At 46.2% G+C, this 22,954-nt stretch carries 26 protein-coding genes; 15 read left to right on the forward strand and 11 right to left on the reverse strand.

Translation table 11 applies throughout. The features are described from left to right. Positions 1 to 10: 10 nt before the first annotated feature. Genes lspA through dut form a run of 3 tightly spaced genes read left to right on the forward strand, consistent with a single transcriptional unit; the run spans position 11 to position 2,224 of the window. The gene (gene lspA, locus ICN45_RS04825) at positions 11 to 499 is read left to right on the forward strand and encodes a signal peptidase II (protein WP_216173849.1); all 489 of its coding nucleotides are present in this window, start codon (positions 11 to 13) and stop codon (positions 497 to 499) included. Between the two features lie 9 nt (positions 500 to 508). After that, a complete protein-coding gene (coaBC, locus tag ICN45_RS04830; RefSeq protein WP_216173852.1) occupies positions 509 to 1,720 on the forward strand; it encodes a bifunctional phosphopantothenoylcysteine decarboxylase/phosphopantothenate--cysteine ligase CoaBC in 1,212 nt (403 codons plus the stop codon). Positions 1,721 to 1,774: 54 nt separating this feature from the next. Then, complete coding sequence (dut, locus tag ICN45_RS04835; protein ID WP_216173855.1) at positions 1,775 to 2,224, forward strand: dUTP diphosphatase; 450 nt, start codon at positions 1,775 to 1,777, stop codon at positions 2,222 to 2,224. A gap of 15 nt (positions 2,225 to 2,239) precedes the next feature. On the opposite strand, the gene ICN45_RS04840 is transcribed toward dut, so the two are convergent. From ICN45_RS04840 to clpS, 5 genes are all read right to left on the reverse strand, one after another. Next, on the reverse strand, positions 2,240 to 3,613 hold the full coding sequence (locus ICN45_RS04840; protein ID WP_216173858.1) for an APC family permease: 1,374 nt from the start codon (positions 3,611 to 3,613) through the stop codon (positions 2,240 to 2,242). Between the two features lie 12 nt (positions 3,614 to 3,625). Then, positions 3,626 to 4,753, reverse strand: coding sequence for a calcium:cation antiporter (locus ICN45_RS04845; RefSeq protein WP_216173861.1), 1,128 nt, complete (start codon positions 4,751 to 4,753; stop codon positions 3,626 to 3,628). Positions 4,754 to 4,852: 99 nt separating this feature from the next. Next, the gene (locus tag ICN45_RS04850) at positions 4,853 to 5,086 is read right to left on the reverse strand and encodes an Hc1-related histone H1-like protein (RefSeq protein WP_216173863.1); all 234 of its coding nucleotides are present in this window, start codon (positions 5,084 to 5,086) and stop codon (positions 4,853 to 4,855) included. A 33-nt stretch (positions 5,087 to 5,119) separates the two neighbouring features. Further along, positions 5,120 to 7,426: an ATP-dependent Clp protease ATP-binding subunit ClpA gene (gene clpA, locus ICN45_RS04855; protein ID WP_216173866.1), complete on the reverse strand. Its 2,307-nt coding sequence runs from the start codon at positions 7,424 to 7,426 to the stop codon at positions 5,120 to 5,122. Continuing rightward, positions 7,423 to 7,779 carry an ATP-dependent Clp protease adapter ClpS gene (gene clpS, locus ICN45_RS04860; RefSeq protein WP_216861716.1) on the reverse strand — a complete coding sequence of 119 codons (357 nt, stop codon included), beginning with the start codon at positions 7,777 to 7,779 and terminating at the stop codon, positions 7,423 to 7,425. Before clpS ends, clpA begins: the two co-directional genes overlap by 4 nt. Positions 7,780 to 8,056: 277 nt before the next feature. On the opposite strand from clpS, the gene ICN45_RS04865 reads away from it, so the two are divergent. After that, positions 8,057 to 8,260, forward strand: a complete 204-nt coding sequence (locus ICN45_RS04865; protein ID WP_011903586.1) for a cold-shock protein — start codon at positions 8,057 to 8,059, stop codon at positions 8,258 to 8,260. Between the two features lie 84 nt (positions 8,261 to 8,344). Next, entirely contained in the window at positions 8,345 to 8,797 is a 453-nt protein-coding gene (locus ICN45_RS04870) for a DUF192 domain-containing protein (protein ID WP_216173869.1), read from the forward strand. Positions 8,798 to 8,857: 60 nt separating this feature from the next. Here ICN45_RS04870 and ppnP read toward each other — a convergent pair whose 3' ends face one another. From ppnP to argF, 3 genes are all read right to left on the reverse strand, one after another. Further along, complete coding sequence (gene ppnP, locus ICN45_RS04875) at positions 8,858 to 9,163, reverse strand: pyrimidine/purine nucleoside phosphorylase (protein WP_216173872.1); 306 nt, start codon at positions 9,161 to 9,163, stop codon at positions 8,858 to 8,860. Between the two features lie 44 nt (positions 9,164 to 9,207). After that, positions 9,208 to 10,440 carry an argininosuccinate synthase gene (locus tag ICN45_RS04880; protein WP_216173874.1) on the reverse strand — a complete coding sequence of 411 codons (1,233 nt, stop codon included), beginning with the start codon at positions 10,438 to 10,440 and terminating at the stop codon, positions 9,208 to 9,210. A 62-nt stretch (positions 10,441 to 10,502) separates the two neighbouring features. Further along, positions 10,503 to 11,450, reverse strand: a complete 948-nt coding sequence (gene argF / locus ICN45_RS04885) for an ornithine carbamoyltransferase (RefSeq protein WP_216173877.1) — start codon at positions 11,448 to 11,450, stop codon at positions 10,503 to 10,505. A 152-nt stretch (positions 11,451 to 11,602) separates the two neighbouring features. Here argF and ICN45_RS04890 point away from each other — a divergent pair, with 152 nt between their 5' ends. Beyond that, positions 11,603 to 11,917 carry a DUF3579 domain-containing protein gene (locus ICN45_RS04890; RefSeq protein ID WP_216173879.1) on the forward strand — a complete coding sequence of 105 codons (315 nt, stop codon included), beginning with the start codon at positions 11,603 to 11,605 and terminating at the stop codon, positions 11,915 to 11,917. A 73-nt stretch (positions 11,918 to 11,990) separates the two neighbouring features. Here ICN45_RS04890 and rpsT read toward each other — a convergent pair whose 3' ends face one another. Beyond that, positions 11,991 to 12,257, reverse strand: coding sequence for a 30S ribosomal protein S20 (gene rpsT, locus ICN45_RS04895; protein ID WP_216173882.1), 267 nt, complete (start codon positions 12,255 to 12,257; stop codon positions 11,991 to 11,993). 151 nt (positions 12,258 to 12,408) lie between these two features. Between rpsT and murJ the strand changes: the two genes are divergently transcribed. Together murJ and ICN45_RS04905 are read left to right on the forward strand one after the other, a co-directional pair. Further along, complete coding sequence (gene murJ / locus ICN45_RS04900; RefSeq protein WP_216173884.1) at positions 12,409 to 13,962, forward strand: murein biosynthesis integral membrane protein MurJ; 1,554 nt, start codon at positions 12,409 to 12,411, stop codon at positions 13,960 to 13,962. Between the two features lie 5 nt (positions 13,963 to 13,967). Further along, the gene (locus ICN45_RS04905; RefSeq protein WP_216173887.1) at positions 13,968 to 14,810 is read left to right on the forward strand and encodes a SirB1 family protein; all 843 of its coding nucleotides are present in this window, start codon (positions 13,968 to 13,970) and stop codon (positions 14,808 to 14,810) included. Positions 14,811 to 14,834: 24 nt separating this feature from the next. On the opposite strand, the gene ICN45_RS04910 is transcribed toward ICN45_RS04905, so the two are convergent. Beyond that, positions 14,835 to 15,479 carry a VTT domain-containing protein gene (locus ICN45_RS04910; protein WP_216173890.1) on the reverse strand — a complete coding sequence of 215 codons (645 nt, stop codon included), beginning with the start codon at positions 15,477 to 15,479 and terminating at the stop codon, positions 14,835 to 14,837. A 58-nt stretch (positions 15,480 to 15,537) separates the two neighbouring features. Here ICN45_RS04910 and miaA point away from each other — a divergent pair, with 58 nt between their 5' ends. Further along, complete coding sequence (miaA, locus tag ICN45_RS04915) at positions 15,538 to 16,545, forward strand: tRNA (adenosine(37)-N6)-dimethylallyltransferase MiaA (protein WP_216173893.1); 1,008 nt, start codon at positions 15,538 to 15,540, stop codon at positions 16,543 to 16,545. A 7-nt stretch (positions 16,546 to 16,552) separates the two neighbouring features. On the opposite strand, the gene purM is transcribed toward miaA, so the two are convergent. Further along, entirely contained in the window at positions 16,553 to 17,605 is a 1,053-nt protein-coding gene (purM, locus tag ICN45_RS04920) for a phosphoribosylformylglycinamidine cyclo-ligase (RefSeq protein WP_216173896.1), read from the reverse strand. A gap of 72 nt (positions 17,606 to 17,677) precedes the next feature. On the opposite strand from purM, the gene ICN45_RS04925 reads away from it, so the two are divergent. Genes ICN45_RS04925 through panB form a run of 6 tightly spaced genes read left to right on the forward strand, consistent with a single transcriptional unit; the run spans position 17,678 to position 22,947 of the window. Continuing rightward, a complete protein-coding gene (locus tag ICN45_RS04925; protein ID WP_216173899.1) occupies positions 17,678 to 18,667 on the forward strand; it encodes an AI-2E family transporter in 990 nt (329 codons plus the stop codon). Between the two features lie 11 nt (positions 18,668 to 18,678). After that, positions 18,679 to 19,434, forward strand: a complete 756-nt coding sequence (hda, locus tag ICN45_RS04930) for a DnaA regulatory inactivator Hda (RefSeq protein WP_216173901.1) — start codon at positions 18,679 to 18,681, stop codon at positions 19,432 to 19,434. 19 nt (positions 19,435 to 19,453) lie between these two features. Beyond that, positions 19,454 to 20,134, forward strand: coding sequence for a histidinol-phosphatase (locus ICN45_RS04935; protein ID WP_216173904.1), 681 nt, complete (start codon positions 19,454 to 19,456; stop codon positions 20,132 to 20,134). Beyond that, positions 20,131 to 21,531, forward strand: coding sequence for a polynucleotide adenylyltransferase PcnB (gene pcnB / locus ICN45_RS04940; RefSeq protein ID WP_216173907.1), 1,401 nt, complete (start codon positions 20,131 to 20,133; stop codon positions 21,529 to 21,531). The genes ICN45_RS04935 and pcnB overlap by 4 nt, the downstream gene beginning before the upstream one ends. Before the next feature lie 52 nt (positions 21,532 to 21,583). After that, entirely contained in the window at positions 21,584 to 22,111 is a 528-nt protein-coding gene (gene folK / locus ICN45_RS04945) for a 2-amino-4-hydroxy-6-hydroxymethyldihydropteridine diphosphokinase (RefSeq protein ID WP_216173909.1), read from the forward strand. 17 nt (positions 22,112 to 22,128) lie between these two features. Next, a complete protein-coding gene (gene panB / locus ICN45_RS04950; protein ID WP_216173912.1) occupies positions 22,129 to 22,947 on the forward strand; it encodes a 3-methyl-2-oxobutanoate hydroxymethyltransferase in 819 nt (272 codons plus the stop codon). Positions 22,948 to 22,954 lie beyond the last annotated feature (7 nt).

Here is a 22,954-nt window from a genome sequence, read left to right on the forward strand (position 1 = left end):
CCAATCCTTGATGAACCTCTCACTGCTGCGCTATTTTGTAATTGCCACGCTTGTTCTACTCTTAGATCAACTGAGCAAGTGGTCGGCTTTAAGTAATTTGCAAATGGGCGTTCCCGAACCAGTTCTTCCTTTCTTGAACTGGTTGCTACTCTTTAATCCCGGCGCAGCATTTTCTTTTCTAGCCCAAGGTTCTGGCTGGCAGCGTTGGTTCTTTACTATTCTTGGTCTAGTAGCCTGCGTTTATATCGTTTGGCTACTTCGCAAAAGCCAGAACGATAAACTGCTGTGCCTAGCATTAAGTCTGATTCTAGGAGGTGCTCTCGGTAATGTTTTGGACCGGATAATGTATGGTGCAGTGGTTGACTTTATTGACCTGCACTACGCAAACTGGCATTGGCCCGCATTTAATATTGCCGATAGTGCCATCTGTATTGGTGCCACCCTCATTATTTGGGGCGAATTACGTAAGTCATTTGGCAAATCTGCCCAATCCCATTAAGCTGGCGCCATGCAATCACTTTTAAACAAGAAAATCGTTCTCGGAATCTCTGGTGGCATCGCTGCCTATAAAGCACCCGAGCTTGCACGACAGTTGATACAAGAAGGTGCGTCTGTTCAAGTCGTAATGACCGAAGCGGCACAACAATTTGTGACACCAGTCACAATGCAGGCCCTGACTGGTAATCCGGTTTACACCAGCCAATGGGATAGCAGTATTGCGAGCAATATGGCGCATATTGAACTATCGCGCTCTGCCGATGCCATCCTCATTGCTCCTGCTAGTGCTGATTTGATGGCAAAGCTTTCTTTAGGTTTAGCAGATGATTTATTGAGTACGCTCTGTCTTGCAAGAGACTGTCCACTCCTGCTTTCGCCAGCAATGAATAAACAGATGTGGGAGCATGCCGCTACCCAAAGAAGTGCTCAACGCTTAAATACTGATGGCGTTGCAATTCTGGGCCCTGCTAGTGGCTTTCAGGCTTGTGGTGAGGTGGGTATGGGCAGAATGCTTGAGCCCGTGGAAATTACCGAGCAAGTCATTGCCTTCTTTCAGAAAAAATCATTGGCTGGTAAGAAAGTACTCATCACTGCTGGGCCAACTTTTGAAGCAATTGATCCCGTGCGTGGCATTACTAACCATAGCTCCGGCAAGATGGGCTTTGCTATTGCCCGCGCTGCAGTAGAAGCAGGCGCTGAAGTGTATCTCATTGCAGGTCCATGCGATTTAGAGACCCCACTTGAAGCAACCGGGAAAATTACTCGCATCAATGTGGTCAGCGCCAAAGAAATGCATGCAGCCACTCTAGCCGCAGCTGACTGTGATGTCTTCTTTGCAGTTGCTGCAGTTGCTGACTGGGGTATTGCTAAGCCAGCCAAAGAAAAAATCAAACGCCAGGGAAAAGCAGCACCTAGTATTGAATTTATTGCTAACCCCGATATTCTTCTCGATGTTGCTAAAGCAGTAAAGATGAAGGGCAGTAAACCTTACCCATACTGCGTAGGTTTTGCAGCTGAGTCAACCGATCTCGAGGCACATGCAAGTGATAAACGTCAGCGTAAGGGTATCCCAATGATTGTTGGCAATATTGGCCCTGACACTTTTGCTAGTGACTTTAATCAATTACTAGTGATTGATGAGACTGGCAGCAAGAAAATTCCTCAGGCTGAAAAACTACAGCTTGCACGTCAACTGATAGGGCTGGTTGCCAAGAAAATCTAACCCATCCTATTTTTCGTTTTCTTTTTTTATTTATTCCCCGCTTTAGGAAATCCCATGCAAGTCCTTCAAGTCAAAATTCTCGATGAACGTATGCGCGACCAATTGCCAAGCTATGGCACACCAGGCAGTGCTGGATTAGATTTGCGAGCCTGCATTGATGAGGCTATTGAGATTGCCCCTGGCCAAACCGTGCTTGTACCTACTGGCCTCGCTATTTATGTTGAAGATCCCCGTTATGCAGCATTTATATTGCCGCGCTCAGGCCTAGGTCATAAGCATGGGATTGTTCTGGGCAACTTGGTTGGCCTAATCGATTCAGACTACCAAGGCCAACTCATGGTGAGCACCTGGAATCGGGGCTCTGCTGCATTCAAACTCGAGCCGATGGAGCGTTTAGCTCAATTAGTGGTGATGCCTGTGCAACAAGTAGAACTCAAAGTGGTGGAAGAGTTCACTGAGAGTAGTCGTGGTGCCGGTGGTTTTGGTAGCACTGGCCGAGGCTAACTACCCTATTCAGATTTACTTCTTTACAGATCTTTTACGATTAAATGCCAGGGGTAAGAAACCCAGAAGCAAGCCGCCTACCCCCATCATGATGGTGAATGAATCAAAGATGGGGATACTGTAAATAGCCACAAACACCATAAATCCGCCTGAGAATGCAGGCCAAATGACATACCCTAAGGCAGCGCCCACACTTACCTTCAGTTGATTTCGGTAATGCCATGCACAGGCAAAACCCGTCAAGCTCATGTAGAAGCAGATCTGAAATCCAATTGCCAAAATAGAACTCGTCAGAATCACTTTGACTGAGGGCATAAAGGAAGAAGAAAATAGCAACACTATTCCTAAAAACCAAATCACAAAAGTAGCTACCCATGGCGTCTTCCAGTGCTCATGGACTCTTGCGTAGACTGGATGCAGCATACCATCACGCGCCATTGCAAACATACTGCGACTGAACTGCAAAATCTGAGTTTCTATAGTTCCCACCGTACTAAATATGGTGCAAAAGACTGCCAGATAGCTCCAAGGAGCGGGGAATAATTTATTAGCAATCGCAAACAGTACGTTCGTTCCAGAGTCAGCGATTTCTTGATCCGTTAAGACCATTAAGACTACAACCATCATCAGAACAAAGAAAAGGATCATATTGAGCACCGACCAAAATGCCCCCTTTCCTGCCGCGCCATCGGCATTGTTGCTGCCACCCTTACTCTCCTCGCTGAGATTCATCGTCACATCCCATCCCCAAAAAAAGAAGATGGCCGTAAGCGCTCCTGTTGCAAATAACTGCGGGGAGAAAGAGAGCGGAGAAATCCAAACAATTGAAGGTGGATGAGCTGGCAAATCCCAATAGCTCATTAAGCCAGCCACAATGAGTACACATAAAATTACTGACTCAAAAAGAGTAAGCATCATTTGCATGAAACTTGAGTGCTTGATGCCGCGCCCAACGATCAAAGAAACAACCGTGAGCCACACAGCAGCAATTGCTGTAATGAAGCGAGTATCTTGAGATTGATCGGGGGCAAATAATAATAAGGTGGAGCTAGCCGCAGGAATCGTTGCAGAAACCATAAAAAAGATGGAGGCAATTAATAAACCCCAGCCGGCGAAAAAGCCCCATGTCGGCCCAAAAACATGACCTACCCAAGCATATGCCGCACCAGCATTTGGCTGAATCTTACTCAGATGAATAAAAGCCAAAGTGATACCAAACATGATGAGGCCACAATACAAAATACTGCCAACTGACAATACTCCGACCGAAGCCACAATGGCGGCGCTGGTAACAGCTACGCTGAAGGCAGGTGCTGTCCCAGCAATCCCCATAATGATGGACTCAAATACGCCAAGCGAATTTTTGGCTAACTCGCCAGATGAATTCATTTTGAAAACTAATTAGGGGTTAAAGATTAAAAAGATTGTGGAGAGAAATAAGATGAAGAGAATAGATCCTTGCATGATATTTGACTTCCCAGTTGAAATCGAAACGTGAGCAACCCAAAGGGACGCTAAAAGCATCACAATTTCTCTCGCGTGCAATCCTAACTCGATATGAAGGCCCTGATAAGCCACCCAAAACAGCATTACCGGCACACTCAGAGATAGGGTAGCTAAACCACTGCCTAAGGCAATATTCAGAGAGCGTTGCAAATGGTTGGCCTTTGCTGCATACAATGCAGCCAGCCACTCTGGGGCTAAGACCAGAATAGCTACGGTCGTACCATTCAGCGTTTTTGGGAACCCAAGTCTTGCGTATCCCACATTGATCAGAATCGCCAATTTTTCGATGAGCAGAATCACGACAATCAATGTAAGAATTAACCAGAAAGCTGAATGGATAACCTTTTTCCATTCCAATTTCGTCATCTCTTGATGGATTAATGGGGGATGCACGGCATCAGAGGTAGCACCTCTTGATGCCCCAAAAGGATAAGGGTCGTCAAAGAAATTTCGATAGCGCTTGGTTTGCGCAAAGATAAAGACACCGTAAAGCGCCAGGGCTATGAGCCCAATAAAGATTTCTTGACTCCAAGCTAAGGTAGGACCAATAGTACTTGTTGTGAAATTAGGGAGCACTAAAGTCAGCAATGCCAATGGGATTAGCAAACCTAGGTACATGTGTGCACCATTGGTATTGATACTTTGATCTAGGTGATAGGATCCCCCAATAATCATGGATAAGCCCATCATGCCGCCCAATACGATAAATAAGGTGGCGGCAATCGTATCCCTTACAAAGGTGGGATTTCCATCTCCATGCGTTAAAGCGGTAATCATGACCGCAACCTCAATTAAGGTTGCGCAAATGGTTAGCAGCAAGGTTCCATAGGGCTCACCCAACATCTCAGCCAATACATCAGCAAAGTGAGCAACCCTGAAAATGCAAAGCAGAATAATGATGAACAAAATGCCAGCGACAACTAACTGATATTGCATATCCTCCATAGGAGGTGCAAAGGCATATAAATAGATTACTGCTATTACCGCCATGAAAAATGCCGGTTCGCGTTTTAGGGTGTTCATCGTGATCTCTATTACAAAACTAGCGTTTATGGAGCTACCTAGAATAGTGTAAATCATAAAAAAAGCCACCCGAAGGTGGCCTTTTCTTAAAGACTCAGTTTATTTCCGAATATGGGCGTGGCGTGCCGCATCTTGAGACATGCCGCTACCAGCACCTTCACGAGATTCTTTCTCGGCAGTAATTTCCTTGCGACGCTCTTTACAAGAACCAGCTATTTCTTGTAAAGCCTTGCGTGCGCGTGCAGCGGATGCCTTAATGCCTTTACCTTGAAACTTTTCATTCTCTGCTTTGTAGGTTTCAAAAGACTCCAGCAATTTATCGTGATGTGACATATTTTCCTTTTGTGGTGATACGACTATTAATTCTTAAATTTCTTCTACAGGCGCAACATCTGCCTTGGCGGCTTTACCAGGCAACTTCGGAGCATCAAAGTTCAACTGCACTTTACCGTCGGCATCAATATCCACATCTACATGACCACCCTGCGCCAATTTTCCAAAGAGCAATTCATCTGCCAAGGCTTTGCGAACGGTATCTTGAATAATCCGTTGCATTGGGCGGGCACCCATTAATGGATCAAAGCCATGCTTAGCTAAATGTGCACGTAGTGCTGGGCTAAAGGTTGCGTCGACTTTCTTCTCATGCAATTGCTCTTCTAATTGCATTAAGAACTTATCGACAACCCGCATAATGATGGTTTCATCCAAAGCTTTGAAGGAAACAATCGCATCCAAACGGTTACGGAACTCTGGCGTGAAGAACTTCTTAATATCTGCCATCTCATCGCCAGACTCACGTGCATTCGTAAAGCCAATAGTCGATTTCTGCATCGCCTCTGCACCAGCATTAGTAGTCATGATCATGATGACATTGCGGAAGTCGGTCTTACGTCCATTGTTATCAGTCAATGTGCCATGGTCCATTACCTGCAACAGGATATTGAAAATATCTGGGTGGGCTTTTTCAATCTCATCGAGTAAGAGCACGCAGTGCGGTTTCTTATTTACCGCCTCGGTTAATAAGCCGCCTTGATCAAAGCCTACATAGCCTGGAGGCGCACCGATCAAACGGCTCACTGCATGACGCTCCATGTATTCCGACATATCAAAACGCAAGAGTTCAATGCCTAAAATATAAGCGAGTTGCTTAGCAACCTCAGTTTTACCAACGCCGGTTGGACCCGAGAATAAGAATGATCCAATTGGGCGGTCAATCTTACCGAGACCAGCGCGAGTCATCTTAATAGCGCTAGCTAATGCCTCGATAGCAGGATCTTGACCAAACACTACGCTTCTAATGTCCCGATCCAAAGTTTGCAACTTACTACGATCATCTACAGTAACGGACTGAGGTGGTATACGTGCAATCTTAGCCACGATCTCTTCAATTTCTGGACGGCCAATAGTTTTTTTCTGCTTCGACTTAGGCAGGATGCGCTGTGCAGCACCAGCCTCATCAATCACGTCAATTGCCTTGTCTGGTAAATGGCGATCGTTGATGTAACGAGCAGAGAGTTCAGCAGCTGCCACTAAAGCACCAGCCGCATACTTCACACTATGGTGCTCTTCGAAGCGCGACTTCAAGCCACGCAGAATTTGTACCGTTTGATCTACTGTTGGTTCTACTACATCAACCTTCTGGAAACGACGCGACAATGCCGCATCTTTTTCAAAGATGCCACGGTACTCAGTGAATGTCGTGGCACCAATACACTTCAGCTGACCATTTGATAGGGCTGGCTTCAGAAGATTGCTCGCGTCCAAGGTACCACCCGATGCAGCACCAGCACCAATCAGAGTATGAATTTCATCGATAAACAAAACGCCATGAGTATGGTCCTTTAAAGACTTCAGCACACTCTTTAAGCGTTGCTCAAAGTCACCACGATATTTAGTGCCTGCAAGCAAGGCACCCATATCCAATGAATAGACAGTAGCATCGGCCAGAATATCGGGCACGTCACCCTTAACGATGCGCCAAGCTAGACCCTCTGCAATCGCGGTTTTACCGACCCCGGCCTCACCCACCAAAAGTGGATTATTTTTACGACGCCGGCAAAGGACTTGGATAACCCGCTCTACTTCACTATCCCGACCAATGAGCGGATCAATCTTGCCTTGACGAGCCAGGGTATTCAGATTTTGAGTGTATTGATCAAGGGGGCTTTCTTTTCCAGAGGAGGCAGACTCTTCTGCATCTTGTGAAGCTTCAGCAGGTTTTACATGCTCAGCTTGATCTTTGCGTACACCATGGCTAATAAAGTTCACCACATCTAAACGAGTCACCCCTTGTTGCTGCAAGAAATATACTGCGTGTGAATCTTTTTCACCAAAGATTGCAACCAATACATTGGCACCAGTGACTTCCTTCTTACCGTTGGAAGTCGATTGCACATGCATGATGGCGCGTTGAATGACTCGCTGAAATCCCAGCGTAGGTTGAGTATCAACTTCATCATTCCCCGGCACGACAGGAGTGTTGTCGTTAATGAAATTTTTGAGCTGCGCTCGAAGCTCTGCAATATTTACTGCGCAGGCCTTTAGAACCTCGACTGCCGTTGCATTATCTAGGAGTGAGGCCAATAAATGCTCGACCGTAATGAACTCGTGACGCGATGCCCTTGCGTCAACAAACGCCATATGCAAACTGACTTCTAATTCTTGGGCAATCATACTTCCTCCATAGTGCACTGTAGTGGGTGACCCGCTTCACGGGAGAGTTCGACAACTTGATGCACTTTGGTGGCAGCAACGTCGCGAGTAAATACACCGCAAACGCCTTTGCCAATTAAGTGAACCTGCAACATAATGCGTGTGGCTGTTTCATGATCCTTATTAAAATACTCTTGAATCACCATCACTACAAATTCCATTGGCGTGTAATCGTCATTCAAAAGTAAAACTTTATACATCGAAGGCGCCTTAACTTTCTCGGCCTGCTTTTCGAGAAGAATGGTGTCCTCAGCGTACGGATTCGCTGGTGTACCAGTAGTGGGATTTTTCGGGTAGTCGCTCATTAGAAACATTCTAAACACAGATATCCAAATTTATTAAACTAGGGTCTTGTTGCGAAAAACACGCAAAAATTACCCTCATAAACCCATATTGGGGCATTTTTCAATAAAAAAAGGGGTAATTACTAAGGGTTAAATACATATAACTCCTTGACACCCCTAGAAAAAGGGCAAACAATCGTGCTGTAGGCCTCAAGAGAGGTTCTATTTAGGCGTGTTGTGGAGCGAGACTGATTAAAAAGTATTTACCCTCATCACGGTTGTTTTAAGATTATGTAATGGAGTTCGCATGGCGACCGGAATTGTTAAGTGGTTCAATGATGCAAAAGGTTTTGGCTTTATCAAACCTGATGATGGTGAAGAAGAGTTGTTCGCGCATTTCAGCGCAATTACTATGCCTGGGTTTAAGACCCTCAAGGAAAACCAAAAGGTAACGTTTGATATTACCCAAGGTCCTAAAGGCAAGCAGGCTACCAATATCCAAGCGGCTTAATCGTCCTTAGATCATTATTAGAAACTCAGGACTTGTTCCTGGGTTTTTTTTCGTCCGCAATTTACGTCACTTAAAATACACAGCATGTCTACCTCAACCAAAGTTTTGCGCAATATTTTTGCCTCCGCTCTTTTGATCAGCTCAAGCATTGTTTTAGGGCAAGTCAACACTGGGCTTCCCACTGTTGAATTAAAGACGGGCATCTACCGCATCCAAGCTGAGCTAGCAGATACCCCTAAAGCAAGAGAAGTTGGACTCATGAATCGCACAAGTATGCCAACGAACTCTGGAATGCTTTTTATCTTTGAACAAAAGGCAGGTCACTGCTTTTGGATGAACAATACCAAGATCCCGCTATCAATTGCTTTCATAGCAGATGACGGCAGGATTGTGAACATCGAAGAGATGCAAGCGGAGACAACAAATAATCATTGTCCTAAGGCTGCTGTACGTTATGCGTTAGAGATGAACAAGCAATGGTTCGCAGAGAGAGTGATCGTGCCCGGTACTTTTATCACTGGGCTACCAAAGAGGTAAATAATAAAGTAATAAAAAATGCAGACTGCGGTCTGCATTTTGTTTTACATGCCGCTTTACTTACTCAAAGTGGCATACATAGTGCACTGGTTGCTCAGCACGAATAATAAAGTAACCGCCCTTTTCTACTTCCCAGCTTTGGCCAGCCTTAAATTCTTGTTCGGGAGCCCCATTGATACTTACAAAAGCAATCCCATCAACCACTTCCATTACTTCTTTGGTACTCAAGTCGAAACGTAAAGTACTTGGCAGTACGACACCAACTGACTTACGAACGCCATTAGGCAGGGTAACGGTATGAGAAACACATTTGCCCTCAAAAAATACATTGGCTTTTTTGCCTACTGAAACTTGATCAAATTGCATCTGGGCTCTTTCTATTTCGTTTAGTTCAAAAAACTGACTGTTGATTATTTTTTAGCGCGCTGACGTCTAGCTATTTCAGCGATACGCATACGCAATGCATTGAGCTTGATAAAACCGCCAGCATCCGCCTGGTTATAGGCACCACCATCATCATCGAAGGTGGCAATATTTTGATCAAACAAAGTATTTGCTGAATCCCGTGAGATCACAGATGCAGAGCCTTTATAGAGCTTCAGGCGCACCACACCATTTACCATCTGTTGCGTGTGATCAATTAAGGTTTGCAAAGCGAGGCGCTCTGGAGACCACCATAAACCGTTATAGATCAGGCTAGCGTAACGTGGCATGAGGTCATCTTTCAAATGAGCCACTTCACGATCGAGGGTGATACTCTCGATGCCGCGATGCGCCTTGAGCAGAATTGTGCCCCCAGGTGTTTCATAGCAACCACGACTTTTCATACCAACAAAGCGGTTTTCTACTAAATCAAGGCGCCCGATGCCATGCATGCCACCGATACGGTTTAATTCAGCCAATAACTCATGTGGCTTATAAGCTTTGCCATTAATGGCGACAGGATCGCCTGCCTTAAATTCAATCTCAATAATTTCTGGGGCATCTGGAGCCTGCTCGGGAGATACCGTCCAGCGCCACATCGATTCTTCCGCCTCAGCATTGGGATTCTCTAAGTGACGACCCTCGTAGCTGATATGCAAAAGATTGGCATCCATTGAATAGGGCGAGCCGCCTTGTTTATGCTTCATCTCAACAGGAATACCATGCTTTTCAGCGTAGGCCATCAACTTCTCACGTGAGAGCAGGTCCCACTCACGCCATGGGGCAATTACTTTAATTCCTGGCTCTAAGGCGTAGTACCCAAGCTCAAAACGGACTTGATCATTGCCTTTTCCAGTTGCGCCATGGGAAACGGCATCAGCGCCAGTTAAGCGAGCAATCTCAATTTGACGTTTAGCAATTAAAGGGCGTGCAATAGAGGTGCCCAATAAGTACTCACCTTCGTAAATCGTGTTTGCGCGAAACATGGGGAAAACAAAATCACGTACAAACTCTTCACGTAAATCATCGATAAAAATATTCTCTGGCTTAATGCCAAATTGCAAAGCCTTTGCTCTCGCCGGCTCAAGCTCTTCACCCTGACCCAAGTCAGCAGTAAATGTCACGATCTCACAACCATAGGTATCTTGAAGCCACTTCAAGATCACGCTAGTGTCAAGACCACCGGAATACGCTAAGACTGCTTTTTTAATATCAGACATGACTTTTTATTCAATCAAAAATTAACTAAAAACTGACTAAGGCAAATTACATAATGAATTTCTTAATCCAAACGGCCACAGAGTAAATACTCCATCAGCGCTTTTTGAACATGCAAACGATTTTCTGCCTCTTCCCAAACAATACTTTGCGGCCCATCAATGACGGCAGCAGAGACCTCTTCGCCACGGTGGGCTGGCAAGCAATGCATAAACAAGGCATCTGGTTTTGCAAGCGCCATCAACTCCTCATCAACCATCCAGTCTTTGAAGGCATTCATACGAGAAGTATTTTCATCCTCGAAACCCATACTTGTCCAAACATCCGTGGTGACTAAGTCTGCTCCTTTACAAGCTTCTTCTGGTTCAGCGCAAATCGTTAAATGTTTTGCTGCTGCGCTAGTCAAGCGTGATGGATCTAATGAATATCCTTCAGGTGCAGAGAAGCGTAATTGAAAATCTAAACATTCGGCAGCTTGGATCCAGGTATATGCCATATTGTTAGCGTCACCAACCCAAGCAACTGTTTTACCTTGAATTGGGCCACGCATTTCCACGAAGGTAAAGATATCAGCCAATACCTGACAGGGATGATATTCATTTGTCAGGCCATTAATGACGGGGACGCGAGAGTTAGCAGCAAATCGTTCAATGATCTCTTGACCAAAGGTACGAATCATGATGATGTCAGTCATCCGAGAAATGACTTGCGCAGCGTCCTCTACAGGCTCACCACGACCCAACTGCGTATCACGAGTGTTGAGGTATACGGCATGTCCACCAAGTTGATGAATGCCTGCCTCGAAGGAAAGACGTGTCCGAGTGGAATGCTTTTCAAAGATCATTGCCAAAGTTCGATCATGCAGAGGGTGCCACGTTTCATAACTTTTGAATTTGGCTTTTAACCATGCGGATCTTTTTAACAAATAGTCATATTCTTCTCGAGTGAGGTCAGAAAACTGCAGGTAGTGCTTGACCTGACCGGGCGCTTGAGGCTTTGCCAGAGATGTCATAGTTGAGCTTTCTACTAAAGTTTTGGCTTGCATTTTTTTCTTAAACCATTTGACTGCACGTAAACAGAACCTAAAGTCATCTTACGGCCAACTTGGGCTGTTAAGCTAGAGGACTTAGCAACCATTATTTCTACCACCATCTTTGCGCGAACTTGAACCATAAAAAGCTTTTCATTCAAGGCATTACAACTGCTGGCAAACCTTTTCGACCCAGTGATTGGGCAGAACGTCTTTGCGGGGTGATGGCTTCCTTTCGCCCTCCAGGCGATTCTGGAGACCCTCGCTTCACCTACTCACCCTACGTAACACCAGTCGTGATTGCCACAGTGAAATGCGTTGTTATTGACACTAGACTAGGTGATCTTGACCCAAGAGCGCTGGACTTTGTGACGAACTTTGCCAAAGACAACGGTCTACCGATCGAAGAAGCTTGTGAGTTTGAACCCAAACCCCAAACCCAGTCCTAAAAACAAAAACCCGCCCTGATAAGGAGCGGGCCTAGGTCGAAATTACTTCGACCAGCCTGAAACTTGTACTGTATTACGCTGCCATTGCCTTAATGGCTGCAGACAAACGGGATTTCTGACGAGCTGCAGTATTTTTATGAGCAATCTTCTTATCAGCAATCTTGTCGATTGTTGCTTGAGTTGCTGCGAATACTTGCGCGGCAACCGCTTTATCACCCGTGTCGATTGCTTTACGAACTGCCTTAATGGAAGTGCGCAGCTTGGAACGCAAACTGGAATTGTGATCGTTCTGTTTTACTGCCTGGCGTGCGCGTTTACGCGCTTGTGCTGTATTGGCCATCTTTAAACCTTGCCTCTATAAATTGCAAAATGCGATTAGTTAAATATCCCATGACCTTGCCAGATTCATAAGCAAGCTCACCAAAACCCAAGATTTTACCTTAAAGGGGCAAAAAAGCCCAGTCCACCCATAAATAGGTGAAAATCGACCCATGAATCTGCTTTCTGCTGCCGCCAAGGTTAGCTCCCTAACCATGTTATCCCGTATTACAGGGCTGCTCCGGGAGACCCTCATAGCCCGGAGTTTCGGGGCTTCTGAGTGGACAGATGCCTTTAATGTGGCTTTTAGGCTACCCAACTTACTCCGTCGCCTATTCGCCGAGGGGGCCTTTTCTCAAGCCTTTGTACCCATTTTGGGGGAAATCTCAAAGGATGGGGACCAAAAACAGGCTCAAACCCTGGTAAATGCGGTCGCCACACTCTTATTTTGGGCTTTGCTGCTAACGGTATTGCTGGGGGTGCTTGGCGCCCCCTTGCTCATTCTGGTGATTGCTACAGGCTTTAGTGGTGGCCCTGCCTACGAAGCCAGCGTGGTGATGACACGCATCATGTTCCCATACATTGGCCTCATTTCCATGGTCTCACTATCAGCCGGAATTTTGAACACATTCCAGCGTTTTGCCATTCCCGCATTCACCCCCGTTTTACTCAATCTTGCCCTGATCGGTAGTGCGTTATTTCTAGCCCCCCATTTAGAGCAGCCCATTTATGCCCTCAGCATTGGCGTTCTCTTAGGTGGCGTATTGCAATTAGCAATTCAGATTCCGGCTCTGTCTCGTTTGGGACTTTTGCCACGCATCGGTTTATTACCAGGCACTATCAAATCAGCCCTTACAAACCCTGAAGCCAGACGTGTTTTAAAACTGATGGGGCCGGCTGTATTCGCTGTTTCCGTAGCCCAAATTTCCCTCATCATTAATACCAACATTGCTTCACGCTTGCAGACCGGTAGCGTTTCTTGGCTTTCTTATGCGGATCGATTAATGGAATTTCCAACGGCACTACTGGGTGTAGCTTTGGGGACCGTTCTTTTGCCAAGCTTAAGCAAAGCGAATGCCAGAAATGATTTAGTACACGCCGGAGAATTGCTGATCTGGGGATTGCAATTAACCTTTTTGTTAGCGGCGCCTTGTGCGCTAGCTCTATTCATTTTTGGTGAGCCCCTTGCTGCCGTTTTGTATCACTACGGGAAATTCAATGCGCTGGATGTATTGATGACGCAGCGTGCACTAGCAGCTTATGGAGTTGGTCTCATTGGATTAATCTTGGTCAAAATACTGGCACCCGGGTTTTACTCACGCCAAGATATTCGTACCCCAGTCAAAATTGGCTTGTTTGTGCTTGTCGCTACCCAATTAGCTAACCTGGTTTTCGTTCCCTGGCTGGGTCATGCTGGTCTAGCCTTATCAGTGGGCACAGGGGCCTGCCTTAACGCCGCCCTACTATGGGTTGGTCTTCATAAACGGGGAGCCCTCCCCCATTCTGCTTGGGCAAAATATCTGGGGCAACTTGTATTAGCCTTAATCCCATTTGCTGCGGTGCTTATCTACGCAGCAGGCGCCCACAATTGGATTGCCTTACAAGCTGAACCTTGGACCCGAATCGGTCTATTAGCCCTATGGTTGGGTGTCGCGGCCATTGTTTACTTTGGCGCCCTAGGGTTGGTTGGAATTCGCTGGCAAAAATTCTTGCGTCATGCAAAATAGAACATATGCCAACACAACAACTCGACTATTTCACTTCTTTAGTTGCTGAAGACGAACACCTCCCATTAACTGAGGCAGCAATTGCTGTGGCTCAGCATGCCTATCCTGATTTAGATGTTCAGGGTGTGCTTGATCACCTGGATCAATTAGGTAATAAATTGAAGTCCCGAATTACACCTGACACCTCACCTGTTCAGCGTTTGCAAATTCTGAAACACTTTTTTTATATTGAACTTGGATTTGGCCCCAACCCGAATGACTTTTATGCGCCCGAGAATTCTTACTTACATTACGTGCTTGAGAATCGCAGAGGTATTCCCATTTCGTTAGCCATACTCATGATGGAATTGGGTAATCAAATTGGTTTAAAGATTCGTGGAGTTTCATTTCCGAATCACTTCATGATGCGTATCTCATTGCAGCAGGGAGAGGTGATCATGGATCCATTAACTGGTGAATCACTCTCCAAGAGTCAATTACAAGAAATGCTCGACCCCTACTTGGATGCCAAAGGCTATCGCGGTGAACTCAGCCTACCCTTGAACGTATTTTTGCGAGCCTCCAGCTCGCGTGAGATCTTGTCGCGCTTTCTCAGAAATCTCAAAATGATCTATTCAGAGCATGACCGCTGGGAGCGCTTACTCGGAGTACAGGAGCGCTTAGTTATTCTGCTACCTGACTCAATTGAAGAAATTCGGGATCGCGGTCTGATCTTTGCGCAGTTGGAGTATTTACGTCCAGCCTTAGCCGACATGCACCGCTATCTCAGTGAATCTCCAGAAGCTGAAGATGCTGGCGATATTCGCGAGCATATTGCGACACTCGAGAGCCAAGCTAAATTTCATTAGCGCTCTGTAGGTCAAGGCAAGTAGTTACTTTTTACTGCCTTGAAAAATCTTATAGATAGCCGCCAGCACTACAGGCACTGCAGCAGCGCCAATACCTACTAAAACAATGACGTTCAAGTTTTGGCGAATGATCGGAATGTTGCCAAAGAAATATCCAGCGATCACTAAACCAAACACCCAAAGAACAGCGCCCGTGATGTTAAAAAATTGAAAGCGTGAGAAGTTCATCTCGGATACGCCGGCAACAAAGGGTGCAAAGGTACGAATAATTGGCAAGAAGCGCGCCAGGATAATCGTCTTGCCGCCATGCTTCTCATAAAAAGTATGCGTCTTACGTAAAGCATTCTGATCAATCCAGCGAAACTGACTACTAAACACTCGCTTACCAATCCAACGTCCAATAAAGTAATTCACGGTATTACCCGCCACTGCCGCAATGAGCAAGCCAAAGCACAAAGTCCAAATATTGAAATGCTCAGTTGCGCAATAAGCGCCTGCAATAAATAAGAGGGAATCACCCGGCAAGAAAGGCGCAACCACTAAACCAGTTTCTGCAAATACGATCGCAAACAAAAGACCATAAGCCCAAAGACCATACTGCTGAATCACTACGTCTAAGTGACGATCGATATGCAGCAATAAATCACTGAGTTGTAAAAGGGTATCCATCTGCTTGCACTCCAAATATGGGCTTGTTGCGGATATTAACAGGCTCTTATAATGAGACATGCAAACTGAACCCTACATTCAGGCTATGCATGCCCCGGAGACTATGCCAATACTTTGTATTGTTGGCCCCACCGGTGCAGGCAAAACCCATCTCGCCATGTCGCTTGCTGAACATGCTAAATCGATTGGTCTTACGCTCGAACTTATTAGCATGGACTCAGCTCTGGTCTATCGCGGTTTAGATATTGGTAGCGCGAAACCCACTAAAGCAGAACAAGCAGCCGTCGTTCATCATCTAATTGATATCTTGGAACCTGCTGAGGTTTATTCAGCAGCTCGATTTGCCAAAGATGCAAAACGACTTTGTGAAGAAATCCGCAATAGGGGAAACATCCCCGTAGTGGTTGGTGGAACCATGTTGTATTGGCGCGCTTGGGCGCATGGCCTTTCTGCTTTACCAACTGCTAATCCGGAGATTCGGTCGCGCCTAGACGAAGAAGGTAAAGCGATTGGTTGGCCTGCAATGCATGCCAAACTGGCTCAAGTTGATCCAGAAACTGCTGCACGCCTAAAACCCAATGACTCTCAACGGGTGCAACGAGCGCTTGAAGTATTTGAAATCACTGGTAAACCCATGTCTGCATTACTCGCAGATTCTCCAAGTGAAGACGGTAGAGAAGGTTCGGCTATACCTGCGTGGATTCATTTGGTGTCACTGGAGCCCAGTGATCGCAAACGTTTACATCAAAATTTAGAAAAACGCTTTGATGAAATGCTACTCGCAGGATTTTTAGACGAGGTGAGAGTACTGCGAACCAATTCTGCCTTACATGCTGATCTGCCCGCCATTCGGTCAGTTGGTTACCGCCAAGCTTGGGAATTTCTCAACGGGGAAATCGATGCTGAGCAGATGCGCTACAAAGCATTAGCTGCAACCAGGCAACTTGGAAAGCGCCAACTCACTTGGCTCAGAGCAATCGCTGGTAGAAAAACCTTTGACCCCTTTGATCCCGAGGAATTCAAGGCGGCGCTAGAGTACTGCAAAAGTCAATTAAGTCAGAAATAAACCGAATTTAGATAACGATGGTTTGTGGGGCACCTATTGGTCGCTCCACCACCTCACCAACGACCCAAGCTTTGAGTCCCTGTGCTGTAAGTGACTTGATTGCAGTATCTGCTTGATCTGGGGCAACAATCACCACCATGCCGATACCGCAATTAAATACCCGCACCATCTCTGCATCAGCAACGCCGCCCTTCATTTGCAACCAGCGAAAGAGCTCTGGCATTTGCCAGCTGTCGCGATGCAATATTGCTTGCGTATTTTCTGGAAGGACGCGTGGTACGTTGTCGACTAAGCCACCACCAGTAATATGCGCCATGCCCTTGACATCAATCTCAGCAATTAATTTCAGGAGGGGCTTCACGTAAATCTCTGTTGGTGCCATCACAACATCGCCCAGCGGACGTCCGCCTAAATCATCAGTCGGTTTAGCACCGGCACGTTCAATAATTTTGCGAACTAATGAGTAACCATTGGAATGGGCACCGCTTGAGCCAATTGCCAAAATGGTGTCACCCGGAACAATGCGTGCACCAGAAATAATCTTGGACTTCTCGACAGCGCCAACCGCAAATCCAGCTAAGTCATATTCTCCGGGAGGATACATACCAGGCATTTCTGCGGTTTCTCCACCGATTAATGCACAACCCGCTAATTCACAGCCCTTTGCAATGCCGCCAACTACGGTAGCAGCAGTATCAACAGTGAGCTTGCCGCAGGCAAAGTAATCCAAGAAAAAGAGGGGTTCTGCACCCTGAACCAAAATATCATTCACACTCATGGCGACCAAGTCTTGGCCAATCGTATCGTGGCGGCTCCATTCAAATGCCAATCTCAACTTGGTTCCAACACCATCTGTACCCGCTACCAAAACTGGCTCTCGATAGCGCTTGGGAACTTCAAAAAGGGCTCCAAAACCTCCAATGCCAGCCAAAACACCTTCACGCATGGTTTTCTTGGCTAAGGGCTTAATACGGTCAACTAAGTCATCCCCAGCGTCAATATCGACGCCAGCATCGCGGTAGGAAAGGCCTTTTGAGGAAGAATCAGTAGATGAGGTCATGTGAAAGTCGGAATATTAGTGAAAAGTGCTACTAGGTCAGTAGAATCATTGAATTCTAGAGGATTACTTGTAATGGCTGAAATTTTTACCCCTTTTATGGCCGCTTTCATTCTGGCCTATATCCTGAGGCCCGCTTTTCTATGGCTAGAAAGACGTCGGCTCCCCGCCCCTTTGGCCGCCACATTGACCGCAATTTTTGGTCTGTGCGTCCTCATTGGAATTTTGAGTCTTTTTGTGAGCCTTCTCAAAACGGAGATTCCCCTGATTAAGGAACAGCTTCCTGGGTGGATACAAAATACTCAAGCGTGGCTTGAACCCAAGTTAATTGAATACCATATCAGCTTTAATTGGGCCAGCATCAAAGCTAGCGCATCGCAAAAAATTTCAGACCACATCAGTGAGCATGCAGATGCCTTAGTAAGCTCCACCATTGATACGGTCTTGATGTCTGGTAGCTCTGTAATTACTGGGTTTGCAAATTTCGTCCTCATCATCTTCGTGATGTTTTACTTATTGATCGATTGGGATGAATTCTTTGCCTTGATTAAAAAGGTTGTTCCACCTCGCGCCCAGGAAACAGTTCATCATCTTGCTATGCACGCAGATGGTCTGTTGTCTCAATATCTCCGCGGCATGATCATTGTCATCTCCATCATGACAGTGTTCTATGGGGTAGGTCTGACTCTAGTGGGGATTAAGGGTGCAGTAGCCATTGGTGCCTTCACTGCACTCATGATCGTGCTGCCCTATATTGGAATTGCTCTCGGCCTAACACTAGCCGTATTCTCTGCAATATTACAGTTTGGCCTAGGATCTGAACTCATTGGCGTTTTGATTGTGTTTGGGCTAGGCCAACTTCTCGAAGGGTTTTTCTTAACACCCCGCCTAGTTGGAGAACGTATAGGTTTACATCCAGCAGTTGTGCTCTTTGCATTACTACTCTTTGGCAATCTCTTTGGTTTCTTTGGGGTACTTTTAGCACTCCCTATGAGCGCATTAGTCTTAGTTTTGACCCAGTATCTATGGTCGGTTTATACCCAAAGCACTTGGTATAAGAAATAAATTTAGTTGTAATGAACACCTCATCGCTTCCCAGACAATTCGCTCTAGACCTTAGCCATACACCTAAATCCAGTTTAGAAAACTATTTGCCTGGCAAAGATTTCGCTTTGCTATCCACCTTGCAAGAGATTTGTAAATCGTGGTCACTAGCAAGCAATCACTCTGTCACCAACCCACTCAATGAACGCTGGATTTATTGGTGGGGGCCCGAGGGTTCTGGACGCACGCATTTACTAGAAGCGATGACAAATGCTGCGGAATATGCGGGGCTTGAAAATTTTTCTTTGAACCCAAATGAACCGATTTCTTGGGTACGCATTGAAGAGCAAATGAATACTCTTGCTGAAAGGGATGCCCCCTCAGTAATTACCGTTGATGACGTTGATCGATTGGATGAGCGTCTGGTTGGGGCATTGTTTCGGGTTCTGAACATCGTTCAGGCGAGCAAGAACATCCATGTCTTTATGGCTGGCAAAGCTGCGCCAGCAACTCTAGAGCTACGCGAAGACCTGCGCACTCGTCTAGGATGGGGTTTGGTCTTTCAAACGCAGCTTTTGAATGATGATGAGAAAATACAAGCCTTAGAGCAAGCGGCAAGGGCACGAGGCCTGGTTTTATCTCCAGATGTGTTGCCTTGGTTGTTAAACCGCTTTTATCGTGATATGCCTAATTTGATGGCTTTGATTGATGCTTTAGATGCTTATTCACTAGAAACTAAACGTGCTGTAACCTTGCCACTCGTTCGTGAGCTCTTACAGCCAAAATAATTTACTTCATATTCAATTTGTGACCCAGCTAGCCCTTTTCGATTTAGATCACACCCTCCTCCCTTGCGATAGCGATTATGAGTGGGGTCAATTTCTGGCACGCATCGGCGTAGTCGATGGCGACTTTTACGCTAAGCAAAATGAGCGTTTCTATCAAGACTACAAAGAAGGTAATCTGGATATTCAGGAATTTCTGCGCTTTGCCTTGAAGCCCCTTTCAGAGCATTCACGCGCACAACTTAAGGAATGGCATGACGCGTTCATGAAAGAAGTGATTCATGGCCAATTAAGACAGCAGGCAATTGACCTAGTAAAACGCCATCAAGACGCTGGCGATTTATGTTGCGTCATTACCGCAACGAATAGTTTTGTGACCCGCCCTATTGTGGAAAGTTTTGGTATCAAGCATCTCATCGCAACTGAACCAGCTACTATCGCAAATGACCCGCTAGCTAACTACACTGGCGAAGTCAAGGGCATACCCAATTTTCGCGCGGGCAAAGTTCAGAACCTGCATGATTGGTTAACGGCTCAAAAACTCTCGTTCGATCAGATGCCGCGGAGTTATTTCTATTCTGATTCGATGAATGATCTGCCTTTACTGGAAGAGGTCAGCAATCCTGTCGCAACAAACCCGGATGAGCGCCTGCGCCACGAAGCCATTAAACGCAATTGGCCTATTCTTGAGTTGTTTGCATGATTACTAAATTTATTAAACGCATCTTGCGCCGTGACCCTATGGTCAAACACACGCAAGCTAATAACTCGGGTGCACCAAAACGCATCCCTAAGAAAGCCCATCGCATTGACCCCCATCTGCTCTCCAAGAATGCCGTTAAGGTCACGCATACACTCCAGCAAGCAGGCTATGAAGCCTTCATTGTTGGTGGCGCAGTACGCGATCTTGCGCTGGGAATTGAGCCAAAAGACTTTGATGTTGCGACTAATGCCACACCAGATCAAGTGCAAAGACTCTTTCGCAAGGCGCGCCTGATTGGTCGTCGTTTTCAGATTGTGCATGTCACCTTTTTTGGCAAAGGGCACCCTGAAATTATCGAAGTTTCTACCTTTAGAGCCCTACTAGATAACGCTGGTGACCATGTCGCTGAAAGTGGACGCATTCTGCGCGATAACGTTTGGGGCTCGCAAGATGAAGATGCAGCCCGGCGTGATTTCACAATTAATGCCATGTATTACGACCCTTCTTCGGAAACTGTGCTGGACTATCACGGCGGTATGGCTGATATGCAAAAGAAAACTTTGCGTATGATCGGTGATCCTGCAAAGCGCTATCGCGAAGATCCTATCCGCATGCTCAGAGCAATTCGTTTTGCAGCCAAGACTGGTTTTACTTTGGATGCGCTCACACGCGCACCCATTGCAAAACTGAGCAATCTTTTACAAGACGTTCCTTCTGCCAGACTGTTTGATGAAATACTCAAACTATTAATGTCGGGGTATTCCTGGGCTGCGATCCAAGGACTCAGAGATGCGGGCTTGCACCATGGTTTATTGCCATTACTAGACCATATTCTAGATAGTGGTGAAGACTCTAAAGGGGCAAATGATTTTGTTAAATTGGCATTAGCCAACACGGATCAACGCATTCAGTCTGGAAAAAGCGTTTCTGCTGGCTTCTTATTTGCCACTTTACTTTGGCCAGATCTCTTGAAGAACTGGAAAGCAAATATCGCTAAAGGAATGTCTAATCTTCCTGCGTTAAATGATGCGATGGACGATACGATTGCCACTCAAAGTAGTGGCATGACCATTCAACGCCGCTTTGAAAGTGATATGCGTGAGATTTGGTCAATGCAGCCCCGTTTTGAGAAGCGCGTAGGTCGCTACCCTTATCGCCTCATCGAATCGCCACGCTTTAGGGCCGGTTATGACTTCATGCTGTTGCGTTGTGCCACTGGTGAGCAGAACCCAGCACTAGGTGAATGGTGGACTCTCTTTATTGCGACAGACCCAGCCGGCCAAGACGAGCTAATGGCTAGCGCAAAGAATGAATCTGGTAATAGTGCGAATCCCGTGAAACGGCGTCGTCGCAGAAAACCCAAAGAAGCTACTCCAGCAGAAAATGTGCCAGACTAAGCAGACTTAGAGAAATTTCAGTAAAGTAGTTTTATCTCTAGTTAGGAATCATATGGCACGGGCTTTTATCGGATTTGGTGGCAATCTTGGCGACACGCGTCAACTCATCACTGATGCTATTGTTTGCCTGGCTTTGCGCTCCGAATTACATATCTTAGCCAAGAGCTGCTTTTATCAAAGTGCACCTGTCGAAGCGACCGGCGGAGACTATATCAATGCCGTTATTGAAATTGAAACTGAGCTGAGTCCTTATGGGCTTTTGCATGTTTGCCAAGCAATCGAACAAGAATTTGGCCGGGAGCGCCCCTACTCCAATGCTCCACGCACTTTAGATCTCGATATCCTGTCTTTCGAGGGCGTAATCCAAAACGAGACTGATCTCATCCTTCCCCACCCCAGAATCATTGAGCGCTCTTTTGTACTCCTCCCCCTTCTAGAGATTGCCCCCAACTTCTTCTTGCCAGATTTAGGTGAACTGAAGTCCTACTTACCTCAAGTAGCTCACCAAAGAATAGAAAAACTACCCTGCAGGAACTGCAATTGTGGGGAAAAAGGTGTTTATAGCCAATCGGTGCATTAATTCATTAAACTCTCGCCATGGGTTACTTACAAGGCGATAAGCCAATCTCGATTACCAGACTCCTCGCAATGCATGCTGAGCGAGAAAAAATTGCCATGCTCACTGCATACGACTCGACTATGTCTGCGCTTTTGAATCGCTGCGGGGTTGAGGTCATCCTGATCGGTGACTCATTGAGTAATGTGATTCAAGGTCATTCCTCTACTACTCCAGTTACTGTTGAGCAAATGGTCTATCACACAGAATGCGTGGCCCGTGCAAACACCCATGCTTTTCTGATTACCGATTTGCCCTTTGCTAGTTATGGCGATCCAGTGCAAGCATTAGAGTCAGCTGCCGCAGTAATGCGTGCAGGTGCTGATATGGTGAAACTTGAAGGCGGTGGAGATTGGCAAGTAAATGTCATTCGATATTTAGTTGATCGCGCTGTGCCCGTTTGCGCTCATCTTGGCCTATTACCTCAGTCAGTTCATCTCTTGGGCGGCTACAAGGTGCAGGGTAAATCAAAAGATGCCGCCACCATCATGCTTGAACAAGCGCTGGCTTGCCAAGATGCTGGGGCACAAATGGTTGTACTGGAAGCGATCCCTTCTTCACTCGGCGCAAGAATCACTGCAGAAGTTCATATCCCAACAATTGGTATTGGCGCAGGACCAGATTGTTCTGGCCAGGTATTAGTACTTCAAGATATGCTGGGCATCAGCCCTGGTAAACCACCCAAGTTTGTTAAAAACTTCATGGATGGCCACCACTCAGTCGAAGCAGCTATCCGAGCTTATATCCGCGAAGTGAGATCCGGGAAATTCCCCGGACCTGAGAACGGCTTTGCCGGCTAATCAGCGC

This window comes from Polynucleobacter alcilacus, from assembly GCF_018881545.1.
GTDB lineage: Bacteria > Pseudomonadota > Gammaproteobacteria > Burkholderiales > Burkholderiaceae > Polynucleobacter > Polynucleobacter alcilacus.

What these genes read in the sequence shown, in the direction of transcription:
- lspA (WP_216173849.1), top strand. Translation starts at nt 11, where the DNA reads ATGAACCTCTCACTGCTGCGCTATTTTGTAATTGCCACGCTTGTTCTA.
- coaBC (WP_216173852.1), top strand. Translation starts at nt 509, where the DNA reads ATGCAATCACTTTTAAACAAGAAAATCGTTCTCGGAATCTCTGGTGGC.
- dut (WP_216173855.1), top strand. Translation starts at nt 1,775, where the DNA reads ATGCAAGTCCTTCAAGTCAAAATTCTCGATGAACGTATGCGCGACCAA.
- ICN45_RS04840 (WP_216173858.1), bottom strand. Translation starts at nt 3,613, where the DNA reads ATGAATTCATCTGGCGAGTTAGCCAAAAATTCGCTTGGCGTATTTGAG.
- ICN45_RS04845 (WP_216173861.1), bottom strand. Translation starts at nt 4,753, where the DNA reads ATGAACACCCTAAAACGCGAACCGGCATTTTTCATGGCGGTAATAGCA.
- ICN45_RS04850 (WP_216173863.1), bottom strand. Translation starts at nt 5,086, where the DNA reads ATGTCACATCACGATAAATTGCTGGAGTCTTTTGAAACCTACAAAGCA.
- clpA (WP_216173866.1), bottom strand. Translation starts at nt 7,426, where the DNA reads ATGATTGCCCAAGAATTAGAAGTCAGTTTGCATATGGCGTTTGTTGAC.
- clpS (WP_216861716.1), bottom strand. Translation starts at nt 7,779, where the DNA reads ATGTTTCTAATGAGCGACTACCCGAAAAATCCCACTACTGGTACACCA.
- ICN45_RS04865 (WP_011903586.1), top strand. Translation starts at nt 8,057, where the DNA reads ATGGCGACCGGAATTGTTAAGTGGTTCAATGATGCAAAAGGTTTTGGC.
- ICN45_RS04870 (WP_216173869.1), top strand. Translation starts at nt 8,345, where the DNA reads ATGTCTACCTCAACCAAAGTTTTGCGCAATATTTTTGCCTCCGCTCTT.
- ppnP (WP_216173872.1), bottom strand. Translation starts at nt 9,163, where the DNA reads ATGCAATTTGATCAAGTTTCAGTAGGCAAAAAAGCCAATGTATTTTTT.
- ICN45_RS04880 (WP_216173874.1), bottom strand. Translation starts at nt 10,440, where the DNA reads ATGTCTGATATTAAAAAAGCAGTCTTAGCGTATTCCGGTGGTCTTGAC.
- argF (WP_216173877.1), bottom strand. Translation starts at nt 11,450, where the DNA reads ATGACATCTCTGGCAAAGCCTCAAGCGCCCGGTCAGGTCAAGCACTAC.
- rpsT (WP_216173882.1), bottom strand. Translation starts at nt 12,257, where the DNA reads ATGGCCAATACAGCACAAGCGCGTAAACGCGCACGCCAGGCAGTAAAA.
- murJ (WP_216173884.1), top strand. Translation starts at nt 12,409, where the DNA reads ATGAATCTGCTTTCTGCTGCCGCCAAGGTTAGCTCCCTAACCATGTTA.
- ICN45_RS04905 (WP_216173887.1), top strand. Translation starts at nt 13,968, where the DNA reads ATGCCAACACAACAACTCGACTATTTCACTTCTTTAGTTGCTGAAGAC.
- ICN45_RS04910 (WP_216173890.1), bottom strand. Translation starts at nt 15,479, where the DNA reads ATGGATACCCTTTTACAACTCAGTGATTTATTGCTGCATATCGATCGT.
- miaA (WP_216173893.1), top strand. Translation starts at nt 15,538, where the DNA reads ATGCAAACTGAACCCTACATTCAGGCTATGCATGCCCCGGAGACTATG.
- purM (WP_216173896.1), bottom strand. Translation starts at nt 17,605, where the DNA reads ATGACCTCATCTACTGATTCTTCCTCAAAAGGCCTTTCCTACCGCGAT.
- ICN45_RS04925 (WP_216173899.1), top strand. Translation starts at nt 17,678, where the DNA reads ATGGCTGAAATTTTTACCCCTTTTATGGCCGCTTTCATTCTGGCCTAT.
- hda (WP_216173901.1), top strand. Translation starts at nt 18,679, where the DNA reads ATGAACACCTCATCGCTTCCCAGACAATTCGCTCTAGACCTTAGCCAT.
- pcnB (WP_216173907.1), top strand. Translation starts at nt 20,131, where the DNA reads ATGATTACTAAATTTATTAAACGCATCTTGCGCCGTGACCCTATGGTC.
- folK (WP_216173909.1), top strand. Translation starts at nt 21,584, where the DNA reads ATGGCACGGGCTTTTATCGGATTTGGTGGCAATCTTGGCGACACGCGT.
- panB (WP_216173912.1), top strand. Translation starts at nt 22,129, where the DNA reads ATGGGTTACTTACAAGGCGATAAGCCAATCTCGATTACCAGACTCCTC.